At 64.2% G+C, this 12,606-nt stretch carries 12 protein-coding genes; 3 read left to right on the top strand and 9 right to left on the bottom strand.

The genetic code is table 11. The annotated features are described in order from the left end of the window. Nucleotides 1-58: 58 nt before the first annotated feature. From ACX12D_RS25890 to ACX12D_RS25870, 5 genes are all read right to left on the bottom strand, one after another. Nucleotides 59-1,387, bottom strand: a complete 1,329-nt coding sequence (locus tag ACX12D_RS25890; protein WP_459376309.1) for a CsgG/HfaB family protein — start codon at nucleotides 1,385-1,387, stop codon at nucleotides 59-61. A 37-nt stretch (nucleotides 1,388-1,424) separates the two neighbouring features. Next, the gene (locus ACX12D_RS25885) at nucleotides 1,425-2,099 is read right to left on the bottom strand and encodes a hypothetical protein (protein WP_441631495.1); all 675 of its coding nucleotides are present in this window, start codon (nucleotides 2,097-2,099) and stop codon (nucleotides 1,425-1,427) included. 80 nt (nucleotides 2,100-2,179) lie between these two features. Next, the gene (locus ACX12D_RS25880; protein WP_459376307.1) at nucleotides 2,180-3,253 is read right to left on the bottom strand and encodes a hypothetical protein; all 1,074 of its coding nucleotides are present in this window, start codon (nucleotides 3,251-3,253) and stop codon (nucleotides 2,180-2,182) included. Then, nucleotides 3,244-4,404, bottom strand: a complete 1,161-nt coding sequence (locus ACX12D_RS25875) for a hypothetical protein (protein ID WP_459376306.1) — start codon at nucleotides 4,402-4,404, stop codon at nucleotides 3,244-3,246. The genes ACX12D_RS25880 and ACX12D_RS25875 overlap by 10 nt, the downstream gene beginning before the upstream one ends. A 312-nt stretch (nucleotides 4,405-4,716) precedes the next feature. Further along, entirely contained in the window at nucleotides 4,717-5,367 is a 651-nt protein-coding gene (locus ACX12D_RS25870; protein ID WP_459376305.1) for a TetR/AcrR family transcriptional regulator, read from the bottom strand. 203 nt (nucleotides 5,368-5,570) lie between these two features. Here ACX12D_RS25870 and ACX12D_RS25865 point away from each other — a divergent pair, with 203 nt between their 5' ends. Further along, the gene (locus ACX12D_RS25865; RefSeq protein WP_459376304.1) at nucleotides 5,571-7,142 is read left to right on the top strand and encodes a flavin-containing monooxygenase; all 1,572 of its coding nucleotides are present in this window, start codon (nucleotides 5,571-5,573) and stop codon (nucleotides 7,140-7,142) included. Between the two features lie 66 nt (nucleotides 7,143-7,208). Beyond that, complete coding sequence (locus ACX12D_RS25860) at nucleotides 7,209-8,147, top strand: alpha/beta fold hydrolase (RefSeq protein ID WP_459376303.1); 939 nt, start codon at nucleotides 7,209-7,211, stop codon at nucleotides 8,145-8,147. 30 nt (nucleotides 8,148-8,177) lie between these two features. Here the strand turns inward: ACX12D_RS25860 and ACX12D_RS25855 are convergent, their stop codons facing one another. After that, a complete protein-coding gene (locus tag ACX12D_RS25855; protein WP_459376302.1) occupies nucleotides 8,178-9,155 on the bottom strand; it encodes a tripartite tricarboxylate transporter substrate binding protein in 978 nt (325 codons plus the stop codon). A 204-nt stretch (nucleotides 9,156-9,359) separates the two neighbouring features. On the opposite strand from ACX12D_RS25855, the gene ACX12D_RS25850 reads away from it, so the two are divergent. Then, complete coding sequence (locus ACX12D_RS25850; protein ID WP_459376301.1) at nucleotides 9,360-9,617, top strand: hypothetical protein; 258 nt, start codon at nucleotides 9,360-9,362, stop codon at nucleotides 9,615-9,617. 26 nt (nucleotides 9,618-9,643) lie between these two features. Here ACX12D_RS25850 and ACX12D_RS25845 read toward each other — a convergent pair whose 3' ends face one another. The 3 genes from ACX12D_RS25845 to ACX12D_RS25835 all read right to left on the bottom strand — a co-directional run bounded on the left by ACX12D_RS25845 (nucleotide 9,644) and on the right by ACX12D_RS25835 (nucleotide 12,559). Next, nucleotides 9,644-9,850: a hypothetical protein gene (locus ACX12D_RS25845; protein ID WP_459376300.1), complete on the bottom strand. Its 207-nt coding sequence runs from the start codon at nucleotides 9,848-9,850 to the stop codon at nucleotides 9,644-9,646. A 303-nt stretch (nucleotides 9,851-10,153) separates the two neighbouring features. Further along, nucleotides 10,154-11,671, bottom strand: coding sequence for an MFS transporter (locus ACX12D_RS25840; protein ID WP_459376299.1), 1,518 nt, complete (start codon nucleotides 11,669-11,671; stop codon nucleotides 10,154-10,156). Between the two features lie 132 nt (nucleotides 11,672-11,803). Next, nucleotides 11,804-12,559 (bottom strand): hypothetical protein, encoded by a 756-nt coding sequence (locus ACX12D_RS25835; protein ID WP_459376298.1) that lies wholly within the window; start codon nucleotides 12,557-12,559, stop codon nucleotides 11,804-11,806. Nucleotides 12,560-12,606 lie beyond the last annotated feature (47 nt).

Genomic DNA, 12,606 nt, shown 5'->3' with positions numbered 1-12,606 from the left:
CCGTCTTTCAGACCGGCTGGCGTTAAGGCTTCAACAGATCACCCGATCGATCACCCGATCACCAGTTCGCGTCGCTCTTGGGCGGCCCCAGGGACTCTTCCTTGCGCGGTGCTGCCTTCTTCTTGGGCTTGGTATCAGCCGCCGGTGGCGCAGGCGGAATCTCCGCGCGCAGCTGCAGGGAGCCAGCTGGAATATCGTCGAGCTTTACCTTGACGTCTTCCAGATGCCCATACGACAAGGAAGGGGTGACCCGGTCCACCACCACGGTGCAGCACTCCTGCTCGGTACGTCCGAGCGAGCGGCCGGTCTGCGGATCGCGCAGCTCGTTGCCCAGCATGACGACCTGATAGGCCGTGCCGCTGCTCACCGACTGGCCACCCTGGCTCAGCACCACGTTGTGGCCATCGCGGGAGGCCACGCTGACGGGGTAGAGGCGCACCAGGATGTCGGCTACCACTTTGGAGACGACGGCGCCTTCCATGGCTTCCACGCGCTCGCCTGCCGCGCGTCCGGCGTCGCCCTTGGCGGTATTGCTGAACAGGACTTCGCTGGTGGTCACGTTGACGAACTTCTGCGAGACCGACCAGTGCCCTGGCACGCCGGCCTCGCCATCTGCATTGGCGCGGCGTCCCGGCTCGAACGCATTGACGCGGCCGAACCAGATCAGGTCCGCGCCGAGTCCCTGGCCGAGCTTGGCGAACTGGTCCGCCGAGGTCTGGCCGTTCGAGATGCGATCCATTTCGTCACCGAGCTCCGGTGCCACATCGCGCTCCAGCACGGTGAAGCGTCCGCTCTGCGTCAGCGCGTCCATAATGCGCTGGCGCAGCTCGGCGGCGATGCGCACGGTGTCGCCGCCGGCGCGGCTATCCACGCGCAGCGGGGCGATGGCGATGCGCAGCTTGCCCTGGTCCGCCGGCGCCTTGTACTTGGCCACATTGGCCTCGATGGTGGCCTTGATCATGCGCTCGGTCAGGCCGGGCTCGCTGATCTCGATCACCTTGAAGTTGCTGATGGCGCCACGGCTGCTCTGGCTCACCAGCTCGGCGAAGCCGGCCGAGCTCAGCGTGAGCGGATCGCGTCCCACGGCCAGGCCCAGCACCGACTTGAACTGCGTCGACGACTGCTCGATGGTCATGCCATTGACCTGCATGACGGCCTGGCGCAGTGCCTGGTCGATAGCTTCGGCCGGCGTATGGCCAAGCCCGGTGGTGGTGACCCGCACCTTTTCGACCTGGCCCACGTCGGGTGCGCCACTGCCGCTTGCCACCGGCGCGGAAGCGCCCGCGGACGCGGCGGCCGGTGGCGGCTCCGCGTCACGGCCTTTGCAGCCTGCCACCGACACCGTCAATGCGAGGCCGCAGACTGCCAGCGCACGATGCCATTTCATGGGGAGTGTTCCGCTCTGGTTCACGATGGCAACAGGCTTAGAACTTGGCCGAGAGTGCCGCGGTGGCATCCTTCGGCACGGGGATTTCGTTGCTCTTCGCGTATGCGGTGGCGGCCTGCAGCGTGCTGCCCAGGCGGGTCACGTGGCCCGGTGCTTCGCTAGCGATGTAGGTGCCCGTCGACAGCTTGTTGGTCAGCGTCAGCTTTTCCATCACCGATGCGCTGGTGAGTTGCGACTGTGCGGCATCCTTGAAGGCGATCAGGCTGGGCCGCAGGCCCACATAGCGCAGCACGCCCAGGCCAAGGTGCTTCATGCCTTCGACGTACGATTGCTTGCCGGCGGCGTCGATCTTGGTGTTCGAGTCTTTCAGCTTGGCTTCGATGGCGGCCGAGGCTTCGCTCTGCAGCTTGTCGGAGTCTTCCAGGTTGCCCTTGGTGGCGCCGTCGGTCAGCGCGTCAGCCGTCGCCTTTGCCTTGGCCGACAGTTCCTTCAGGCCAACCGCGTCCGCCAGGTGGGACTGGGCCACCAGCACTTCGCGGCCGGCAGCCACGTAGGCCTTGGACAACTGATCTTGCGCGCCGCTTGCATCGGCGGTGGCGCCGCTGCTGGACGAGGACGAACCACCCGTCAGGCTGCCCAGCGAGGGCAGGGCGTGGGCCTGGCCAGCGGCCAGCAGGGACAGTGCAGCGATCGAGATGACTTTCTTCAGCATGTTTGTTCTCCAGGGAAAGCAAAGGGGTAGGGCGGCCGGCCGTACGGTACCGTGACGCGCTTGCGCCGGCCTGGAAGCAATTAGCGGACTTTGGCGTTGTTCAGTTGCGCGGCCAGTTCACGTGCCGCCGAGTCGGCCGCGCGCTTGAGCGCGTTGGTCTGTGCCACGCTGGCGTCCGGGCCGGTGCCGGCGTATTGCACCGGGCCGACCGACGACACCGTGCGCGGGAAACGCGTGGTCACGTCAAGCAGCTTGGCCGTTACCGTCACGTACATGCGGGTCAGGCCGGTGACCGGGTCGCTGTCCTGCATGCCGATGTCGAGCGTGCCGAGCGCCAGGTAAGGGACCTGGGCGGTCTGCAGGCCCAGCACGGCCTCGCGCATGGTGGCGGGCTGCAGGTCGTTGCCGCTCTTGTAGTCGTTTTCCAGTGCGCTGATGCGCAGGTGGCCGCCCGAGGAGGGCTCGACATAGGCGGCTTCCACCACCTGGAAGCCCGACTGCGCGAACACGCCGGTGAACACCGAGTTCAGGTTGCCCGACGGCACCAGGCGCCAGCTCACGTCATCCGCCTTGCGGGTGCGGCTGCCGCCAGTTTCGACGGAGACAGAGGCATTGGCCGAATAGCTGTTGCGGGTCGACTTCTCGTTGACGTTTTCCTTCATGTCGGCGCGCTTGTAGACGCGCGTATCGAAGGACTTGACGGAGTCCTGCTGGCGCGCCACGAACAGGAAGGTCAGCGGGGATTTCTGCGCGTCCGAAGCGGTGGCCACAGCCGCGCCGCCCTTGACCGCGTTACGCAGCTTGGCGACGTTGATGTCGACGCGGACCACCACCGAATACTGGCTGGCGTCCTTCTTGTCTTCCTCGCTGATGATGGTCGCGCCCAGCACGAACTTGTCGAGGTTGGCCGCGACCTTGTCGCGGATGCTGTCGAAATTCTCGGCTTGCGATTCACCGCTCTCGGCGTAGTAGCGCTCGATGGCGTTGACCTGCGCGGTCTTGAAGGCGCGGTCCTTGTCCTCGGCGCTGGCCTTGCTCGAGAACACCGAGCTGTCGTACTTCACGTTTGCCATGCCCTTGGATGACACCACCTGTGCCGACGCCAGGCTGCACGCGAACAAAAACAGCCAACAGAGCTGACGGATTACTTGCATGACTTGACCACTCCTCTTGTGACATCTACTTGTTTACCAACGTTGTCGCCCGACGATGCCGCAGCCAGCCAGTCGCTGTCCTGGCCGCCCAGCGAACTGGACAGCTTGGTGAACAGGCCTCGCAGGGAATCCGCGTAAGCGGGGAAATCATCGATCTCCGACTGCGTGACGGGGACGGCTTTCACTTCGCCGTTCTTGAAATCTGCATCGAGGTACTGTTTGCCGGACATCGGCTCGCCCAGCTTGACGTGGCTGTACACCGCATAGATGTAGCTGGTGCCGGCCGCAGAGCTGCCGTACTCGACCCGCTTGAAGCCCTTCAGGTCCACCTGGATGGTGTAGTCGGGCTCAGGCAGCTTGAGGTTGAAGACTTCGCCGTCGGCGAAGCGCATCGCCATCGCATTGCCAATGGCATAGCCTTTGGTGAACGGCAGGATCGGTACGCCCGCCTTATCCAGCAGGGCTTCGCCGAACATGTCGGCGAGCCAGCCTTCGGCCACGCCGGAGCCCGACTTCAGGCCTTCGGGCAACTGGGCCAGCGCTTCGGGCGCCACGTTGACTTGCGCTACCTGCAGGTAGCGGGTGCCCGACGACGGCAGCTTCGCGCCCGACAGGACCTGAGCGTAGCGATCGAACAGGCCCGGCTTGTCGCCGCCGAGCAGCAGGCGCTTGACGCGGTCGCGCTTCTCACGCTCGCTGGGCTGATGGTCGAGCACGTCGAGGTAGGTCACATTGATCGGGTAGGCGCGCAGCACCGTCATGGCCTTGAAGTCGAACACCAAGGCTTGGCCACGCACGTTGGCCAGCACTTTGTACAGGCGGCCGAAGCGCTCGGACGAGATGGTCTCGCTGGTCACCACCAGTGCGGTGGCGAGAGCCTGGTCGCTATTCTTCAGGCTGGCCATGCCGTCGCTGGACAGCGTGAAATTGGCCGGGGGGCGCGCGGCCAGGGACCTGCTGATGGCCTTGTTCGGCGCGCTGCCGGAGGCGGTCAGCTCGGCCTCGACCTGTCGCGTAACCGGGAAGCGGGCCGCGATCTGTTGCGCGTCGCCGGCATAGGCAAAGCCGGCAAAGGCGACGCTGTCGGCAGCGGCTGCCTGGGTAGCCGCGAGGGCAGTAAACAGCAAAACGACAAGTCGGAAAGCTTGCATTGGCAGAGTCAAAAATGAAGGGAGGGCAGCGAGAGATGCAAGGTGCCGCGCATTCAAGCGAACGCGCCGGCCTATGAACATTGGCGGGTATTCGGAAATGTCTTAGGACCCAATCCGAAATGTCTTAGGACTCGCGCGCTCGCAAGGCCGGGATTCTACTGTAGAAAAACAGCAAAAATGACTTTAGTGATTTTTTTTAGAAAAATTAAGAATTGCCTTATTGACTTCCACATGCCTTTAATGGCATGGCATGCTGGAGTTGGCAATTAGAGGGCGGTGGAGGGCCGCCTCTCAAGGTCGCGGCGCCTTGCGTCAGCCTTCGCTTGGCTGGATATTCAGCAAGCCGATGCCGACCTGCGTGAGGAAGGGCGAGAACAGGCTCATGAGCTGCGACGCGCCCCAATTGATGTGCTCGCGCTTGATGGCATCGATGCCGTGCCGGGACCGCAGGTAGTCGATCCAATAGGTCGATACGATCCACGTGTTGACGACCAAGTGGTCAAGCTGCTCGGGCGTGGCGCGCAGCAATCCTTGCGCTTGCATGGCGCCGAACACGCGACGGACATGGTGCTGTCCGTCGTTGGCAAGCGCCTCGGTGCGCAACCTCAGCGTTGGCGCCAGGCCGTAGATGGACGCCGCATCGCGATAGAAGAAGCGCCACTCCCACATCAGGTTGAACCAGCCGCTCAGGTAGCCCGCGAAACGGCTGGGTGCGTCGCCTTGCGCCAGATCCGCGACCGAGGTGTCGCGCAGCGCCCGCTCGAAGTTGTCGAACAGGGCCTCGAGGATCTGTTCCTTGCGGTGAAAGTGATAGTAGAGATTCCCTTCCTGTATGCCGACCGCCGAGGCGATCTCCGCGGTGGTCACCACGACTGGCCCGCGCTCGTTGAACAGGCTCAGGCAAGCGTCAAGGATGCGCTCGCGCGTTTTGGGGCGCCGGGCTAGCGCGACTTGCACTGTCATGGTTGGTTCATGGTTGGTAACTCCCTGCATATTCTGTTATCTGCATGTTTGCACGGCAGATGGTTAGGGGTAAGCCCTAGTTTTGGCAATCTCGGTTGATTAATTAGGGTGAACACCCTAGTCTAGTCTGAATACAGTACGGACGCACCGTGAGAATTCGACGCGACAAGCGCCGGCTCGGTTTGGCCAACAGGAGACGAACGATGCTATCAGGCAATGCGAAGCACCCGCATCCCGATGTTCACGCCGGCACGGCGGCGGCAGAGCGCCAGGACGAGCAGGCGCCAGGGCAGGCAGCGGCGCAGCACGTCGATGTGCTGGTAGTCGGGGCGGGGCTTTCGGGCATCTGCGCTGGCTACCATCTGCAGACCAGTTGCCCGGGCAAGACCTACGCGATCCTGGAAGGGCGCGAGGCCATCGGTGGCACATGGGATCTGTTTCGCTACCCCGGTGTGCGGTCCGATTCGGACATGTACACCCTGGGTTTCAGCTTCCACCCATGGCGAAGCGAAAAATCCATTGCCGATGGTGACTCGATCCTTGAATACATCCGTGGCACGGCCAAGGAATTCGGCATCGAGCGGCACATCCGCTTTGGCCATCGCGTATGGCGTGCGTCGTGGTCGTCCGAGGCCGCAAGGTGGACGGTCGATGCCACGGTAGGCCCGCAAGGCACGCCTGCCCGTTTTACCTGCAGTTTTCTCTACCTGTGCAGCGGCTACTACGATTATGCCGACGGCTATATGCCCGGGTGGCCGGGCATGGAGCGCTTCAATGGCCGTGTGGTGCACCCTCAGCACTGGCCGGCGGACCTGGTGTACGACGGCAAGCGCGTGGTCGTGATCGGCAGCGGCGCCACGGCCGTTACGCTGCTGCCGGCGATGGCCGAGCGGGCGGCCCACGTGACCATGCTGCAGCGCTCGCCAACGTACATCGTGGCGCGCCCGTCCAGCGATGCTGTCTCCGCATGGTTGCAGCGGCGGCTGCCGGCATCCATGGCGCATCGCGTCACGCGCTGGAAGAACGTGCTCCTGGGCATGTACTTCTACAATCTCTCGCGCAAGAAGCCAGACCTGGTCAAGAGCAAGATCCTCAAGGGGGTGCGCGCGCAACTCGGTCCGGACTACGATATCGACAAGCATTTCACGCCGTCTTACAAGCCATGGGACCAGCGGCTCTGCCTGGTGCCCGACTCGGATCTGTTCAAGTCCATCCGCTCAGGCAAGGCTTCGGTAGTCACCGACCAGATCGAGTCGTTCACCGAGGCCGGCCTGCTGCTGCGCTCCGGCGAGCGGCTCGACGCGGATGTCATCATCACGGCTACCGGGCTTCAGTTGAAGGTGGCCGGGGGGATGAAGCTCGAAGTGGACGGCACCCCGATGAACCCGGCGCAGGCCTTCATGTACAAGGGCATGATGTATAGCGACATGCCGAACCTGGCGGTGGCCATGGGCTATGTCAACGCCTCCTGGACGCTAAAGGCGGAGCTCTCGTCGACCTACGTGTGCCGCCTGATCAATCATATGGACGCGAAGGGTCATGCCTGGTGCGCGCCGCGCCGCACGGATCGGGCATCCGATGAGGAGCCTTCGCTCTCGCTGAGCTCCGGCTATGTCCAGCGGGCCAGCAACATCTTGCCCAAGCAGGGCTCCAGGCGGCCGTGGAAGGTGCATCAGAACTACCTGTTCGACCTGATGGCCCTGAAGTTCGGCAAGGTGGAAGACAGCGAGATGGCCTTCGGCCGTGCAGGCACGGCTGCCTCGGTGAATGGCTGACGGATAATGCTTGAACGTCAAGGTTGAACGTCAAGGTTGAATTTCAACGGTGAAGGTACATACACAATGACCATATTGATTGCCTGCGTCGCCGTGGGCGCCGTCGTTCTGCTTGGGTTGGTGGCATTCTCCGGCCTGATTGCGCGCAAGGTGGAAAATGCGCTGCCGCCCAAGGGGAAGTTTATCGAGATCGATGGCGCCCGCCTTCATTACATCGACAAGGGCGAGGGCCCGGCTATCGTGATGGTTCACGGGCTGGGGGGGCAGACCGGCAATTTTTCCTATGCGCTGCTTGAAAAGCTGACCGGCCGGTTCCGCGTGATCCTGGTCGACCGGCCCGGCTCGGGCCATTCGACGCGGCCACCGGCGATGTCGGCCCGCCTGAGCGTGCAGAGCGCGGTCGTGGCCAAGTTCATCCGTGCGCTAGACCTGCAGAATCCGCTGTTGGTCGGGCACTCCCTGGGTGGGGCGGTGGCGCTTGGCGTTGCGCTCGATCACCCCGGCACGGTCGGCGGGCTGGCGTTGATTGCTCCGCTGACGCATCCGGTGGAGGGCGTGCCGCCCATGTTCCGTACGCTGTCGATTTCCTCCGCCGCCATGCGCCGCGTGATCGCATGGACGTGGGCGATCCCACGGTCTATCTTGCGCGGCAAGGCCATGGTCGAACTGATCTTCAGCCCCGACCGGCTGCCGCAGGACTTCGGCATCGCAGGCGGCGGCCTTCTCAGCCTGAGGCCGCGCAGCTTCTATGCCACTTCGACGGATATGGTCAGCGTGGAGGAGGACCTGCCATCCATGGCGCAGCGTTATGCCTCGCTGGCCTTGCCGATCAGCATCCTGTACGGGACCGAGGATGCCGTGCTCGACTGGCAGGCGCAGGGCAAGGCGATGAAGGACAAGCTGCCGGCGCTGGATCTCGAACTTGTCCCTGGCGGCCACATGCTGCCGATCACAATTCCCGACCAGACCGCGGCCTGGCTCACGGCGGCCGCCGCGCGGCTCTGACACGGCGCGCGCCGGTCGCCGTGCTGCCGGTCAAGCGTCGATGGTGAAGCCGATCTCCTTGATGAACTCGCCCCAGCGCAGGTAGTCCGCCTTGACCTGCGCGGCGAAGGCAGGCGGCGTGATGGCCTGCGGCGGCAGCACGCCGACCGCGAACAGCCGCTTGTGATAGGCCGGGTCGGCGAGCACCTTCTGGATCGCCGCCGAGGCCGCGCCAACCACGTCCGCCGGCATGGCCTTGGGGCCGAACAGCGCGAAGTAGCCGCTCAATTGCTCCATGCCCGGAAATCCCAGTTCACGGAACGAGGCAACGCCCGGCGCCATGTCGGAGCGTTCCGGCGTGGTGATGGCCAGCGCCTTGGTCTTGCCCGACTGATAGAGCGGCACGGCGGTGGTCAGCCCGTCGATCATTACCGGCACCACGCCACCCACCAGGTCTTGCGTGGCAGGAGCCGAACCCTTGTACAACACCGGTTCGAGCCGGCTGCCAGATAGCTTGTTCAGCAGCAGGGGGCCAAAGTGCGACGATGTGCCCGGACCATACGAGGCCGAATGCAGCGCAGACTTCGCGCTCTTGGAGTAGGCGATCATCTCCGCCAGCGTGGAGAAGGGCGCGTTCCTGGTGGCGACCAGCAAGACGGGCGCCCGTGCGGCTTCGGCCAGCGCGGTCAGGTCAGTGAGCGGGTCGTAGGGTACCTTGTTGATATGGGCACCCGAAGTGGCCGAGGAGCCGAGCGTCATCAGCAGCGTGTGGCCGTCCGGCTTGGCGCGGATCACGTCGAGCGTAGCGGGAATCGTCGCGCCACCCGGCTTGTTCTCGACCACGACCGATTGGCCAACGGCCTTGCCAAGGAAGTCCGCGAACAGCCGCGCGACCACATCGGTGCCGCCGCCAGCAGGGTAGGCCACGACCAGCCGCAGTGGGCGGCTTGGCCAGCCATGGGCAAAGGCAGGGGCTGCGCCGAGTGCGGCGGCGGCTACCGCGGTGGTAAGGAAATGACGACGATCCATGTTTTTGTCTCCTGGCGGTGATGCACGTTCAGCGGCACTTCAGGTGCTCTTTAGTGCGCAAGGAAGATACTCATGGAAGATGGGATGGTCATGGAATCAGGCGATACCCTTCCCATGACGGCATGCATGGACGCTGATCGTGCAGCGTGATCGCGCGGCGTCGCTCATGCTACGATCCGCCCTCTGAATCCACGTGAGCTAACGATGTCGACAGCCTTCCTGATACTCAATCCGGCCCCGTCTGACGATGGCGAGCAAATTGGCTTTTCCATTGTGGCAAACGGCGTGGACAGCAGCGGCTTTGTTTCGCGCTCGGCGCTGGATGAACTGGCGCAAGGCCAGATTGGCAGCCACCTGGATATTTTTGAGCGTAATCTCGGCCGCATCCAGGAAGTGGCCTTGCGGAAATGGTCTGCGGACCCGTCTGTTAACCCCATCATGCTGGGGGACCACGATTTCTGATTGCGTCACGCGGCCTGGCGCACGCGCTATGCCTGCGAGAACGTGCGGACCAGCTTGGATTTCAGTGGCCAGGGGCGTGAGGCGAGAATCCAGATGCACAGCAGCGGCCCGATGAACGGCAGCAGCGCCAGATAGGCGTAGTGCGGACCAAAATGGGCAGCCTTGAATACCTTCCTGAACGGGAAGAACCACAAGGCTTCGAAGATTAGGAATCCGAGTAGATAAAGCGTCATGGATGTGCTTCCTGTGCGGCTCGCCTCGCGAAGCGTATGCCCCGCGCAGCCGCATTGTAGAGCCCATTCGTTTGCTCACAATCCCGCCACTTTGGGGGATTTTTGCCGGTCTGGCACCCATACTTACGTCGCAATTCCGTGCGCCGCCGAGTCCTCCGCCCCCTCCCGCCGCGTTCTTTGACGCGACTTAGAGGCCGTTTCAAAATGAAGCGAAGCGGTTCTGGCTAGGCGCGCGGCCGCAGACAGTACAAGTGGTACGGCCAAGGCCGCGCAACGACGCCAGCATCTTTTTGAAACGGCCTCTTAGCGCAGCGCGCGCTGCGCCACGGCGATCAGCGCCACGCCCATGCACGCCACCGCCAGCAGCGCGAACAGATTGCTCACCGCAATCAGCTGCGCCTGTTGGTCGATCAGCGCCGACCAGCGTAGCAGCGTGGCGGCGTCAAAACCATCGGGCAGGTCGAAGGGCGTAATCCGCGCTACCAGCTGTGTGCGTGCCATGGCCTCGCCATACTGGAGCCACAGGCTTGCCACGCCCGTGCCGCCGGCGGTTGCGATCTGGCGCACGATGTTCTTGAACTGATAGGCGTGGGCAAAATCCTCGACGCTGAATTCCGCATAGGTTAGCCCCGCCACCAACGCCAGGATGAATGGCGTGGTCAGGCTTTGCAGGGTCAGGGCCGGCAGCAGGACGGCCATGGAGGCCCCCGGCATCATCCGCTGGCTCAGCATCCAGGCCGCGCCGGCAAACATGCAATACCCCAGCGCGATGTAGCGGCGTTGCCCCGTCAAGCGGGCGCCGGCATAGGTAAAGACGCAAAGGCCCGCGAAGCCGATCAGTCCGGTGATGGTGAGCACCTTGCCGGCGGTCTGGAAGGTAAAGCCCAGCCCGGACTGCAGCGTGGTAGGTACCACATAGCCCCAGAGCCCGTTGAGGAAGTAATACAAGGTATAGAAGCCCAGCCCGACCAGGTAGCGGCGGCCGAACAGCAGCTTGGGGTTGAGCCAGGGATCGGGGTGGCGATGCTGGTGGATGAATACGCTAGCCACGAGCAACAGCCCGACGATCGGGGTGATCGCTACCGACGGCGAGTTCGCCAGCTCGTAGAATCGCAGGTCGCCCAGCCCGTGTAGCAGCACCAGCGCGCCCGTGCCCAGCAAGATCACGGTCACCCAATCCATGCCGCCGACGTCTACCTCCCACGGCGCCAGCGAGGTCGCGAGCCGGCGCGGATACGAGACCAGCACCAGCAATATCGCCGCGACCGACATCGCGGCCTGGACCACGAAGATCATCCGCCAGCTCGCATCCTCCACCAGCACCGCGGAAATCCATGGGGCCAGTGCCGCCAGGCCCATGCCGCCGGCGTTGAAGCCCAGGAAGAGGGGCCGGCGCTCTTCACGGGCGGCGACCAGCTGGATGATGATGCGCGACGCGGTGAACAGGCCACCCGCGCCAAGACCCTGCACCGCGCGCGCCAGGCTCAGTTCGAGCGGTGTATTGCAGACAGCGCAAAGCGCGGCGCCCACGGTGGCGATGAGCAGGCCGAGCAGCGTGAATCCGCGATAGCTGATGTCCTGCGCGATGCGCCGCAGCACCAGATTGGCGACGGTGGCCGCGGCGGCATAGGCGGTGAGGCTCCAGAGAAAATCCTCAGGCGAGGCGTGAATGCCACCCCGGATATGGGTGCCCGCGACGCCCATCATGGACGACGCCACGAAGTCCACGCCGGTGGCGCAGCCCAGGGTAAAGGCGAAGAGATAAACCTGCGCAGCCGACAGGTCGGGGTGCTTGGCCAGCATCGCACTGCCAGTTGCCATGACGGTCCCATCGATCGCGTAGATGCAATTCGCAGTCTGGCGCCGCCGGGGCGGCGACCCGCTTACCCAGTATCGGCGAAATGATCCGGGCGCCCAAGCGGAACCGATGGGGGGTGACAGGAGGACGTGGCTTCAGGCCCGCGGTCTGGTGCGCTGGAACGCGTCAAGCAGCCGGTCGCGCAACGCGCGCCACGCGCGCGGCACCGTGCTGAGCCCGGCGGTCAGGCCGGGATCGTAATAGTGGACGATCAAGGAACGGCGCTCGCCCGCCTCGGCATGCAGGTTGGCGTGCAGGGTGACGAAGCCGTTGAACGCATAGACATTGCCCGGCACACAGGCGATGCGGTCGCACTGGTGCTCGGCAAGATGGCGGAAGGTCTGCGCGCGGCGGATGACGAACGGCAGGTTGCGCAACAGGATCAGCCGGATCTTCGCAACGATATTCGACAAGGCCGTCACCGCATGGCGCTGGCGCCGGTAGATGATCAGGTCCCCGTTTTCCTGGGTGGCCTGCGCCTCTTGCAGCGGAACCAGCAGCGTCAGGATATGGGAGTCGTAATGCCGCAGGTGGCTCTGGGCGGGCAAGCCGCTATTGACACAGCGCAGTACGCACAGTGGCGGCTCGCCGTTGAGCTCCCAGCCGGCCTTGCGCGCCCATCGCCTTGAGATTTCGCAGGCCTGCCGCTCCGCCAGCTGAAAGCCCTCGTTTTGGCGCAGCATGTCTGCAAATTGCACGGCTGCCTGCGTGGCGCGGCGGCCATCTGCGGGCCGCCACGTTGGCCGGCTGGCGTCGATTGCCGCATTGATCTCGTCGAGCAGATGTCGAGTCACGACGCCTTCGAATACCTGGAGCCCGGGCGGCTCCGCGTCGATGTCGTAGTCATGCATCGCATGTTGCTCCGCTTCCCGCCCCGTTCCGCCCAGTGCAAGGGCCG

This window comes from Cupriavidus sp. PET2-C1, from assembly GCF_054515855.1.
Note: the sequence above shows the minus strand (reverse complement) of the source record. Positions and strands in the feature narration are given on the sequence as shown.

What these genes read in the sequence shown, in the direction of transcription:
- ACX12D_RS25890 (WP_459376309.1), bottom strand. Translation starts at nt 1,387, where the DNA reads ATGAAATGGCATCGTGCGCTGGCAGTCTGCGGCCTCGCATTGACGGTG.
- ACX12D_RS25885 (WP_441631495.1), bottom strand. Translation starts at nt 2,099, where the DNA reads ATGCTGAAGAAAGTCATCTCGATCGCTGCACTGTCCCTGCTGGCCGCT.
- ACX12D_RS25880 (WP_459376307.1), bottom strand. Translation starts at nt 3,253, where the DNA reads ATGCAAGTAATCCGTCAGCTCTGTTGGCTGTTTTTGTTCGCGTGCAGC.
- ACX12D_RS25875 (WP_459376306.1), bottom strand. Translation starts at nt 4,404, where the DNA reads ATGCAAGCTTTCCGACTTGTCGTTTTGCTGTTTACTGCCCTCGCGGCT.
- ACX12D_RS25870 (WP_459376305.1), bottom strand. Translation starts at nt 5,367, where the DNA reads ATGACAGTGCAAGTCGCGCTAGCCCGGCGCCCCAAAACGCGCGAGCGC.
- ACX12D_RS25865 (WP_459376304.1), top strand. Translation starts at nt 5,571, where the DNA reads ATGCTATCAGGCAATGCGAAGCACCCGCATCCCGATGTTCACGCCGGC.
- ACX12D_RS25860 (WP_459376303.1), top strand. Translation starts at nt 7,209, where the DNA reads ATGACCATATTGATTGCCTGCGTCGCCGTGGGCGCCGTCGTTCTGCTT.
- ACX12D_RS25855 (WP_459376302.1), bottom strand. Translation starts at nt 9,155, where the DNA reads ATGGATCGTCGTCATTTCCTTACCACCGCGGTAGCCGCCGCCGCACTC.
- ACX12D_RS25850 (WP_459376301.1), top strand. Translation starts at nt 9,360, where the DNA reads ATGTCGACAGCCTTCCTGATACTCAATCCGGCCCCGTCTGACGATGGC.
- ACX12D_RS25845 (WP_459376300.1), bottom strand. Translation starts at nt 9,850, where the DNA reads ATGACGCTTTATCTACTCGGATTCCTAATCTTCGAAGCCTTGTGGTTC.
- ACX12D_RS25840 (WP_459376299.1), bottom strand. Translation starts at nt 11,671, where the DNA reads ATGGCAACTGGCAGTGCGATGCTGGCCAAGCACCCCGACCTGTCGGCT.
- ACX12D_RS25835 (WP_459376298.1), bottom strand. Translation starts at nt 12,559, where the DNA reads ATGCATGACTACGACATCGACGCGGAGCCGCCCGGGCTCCAGGTATTC.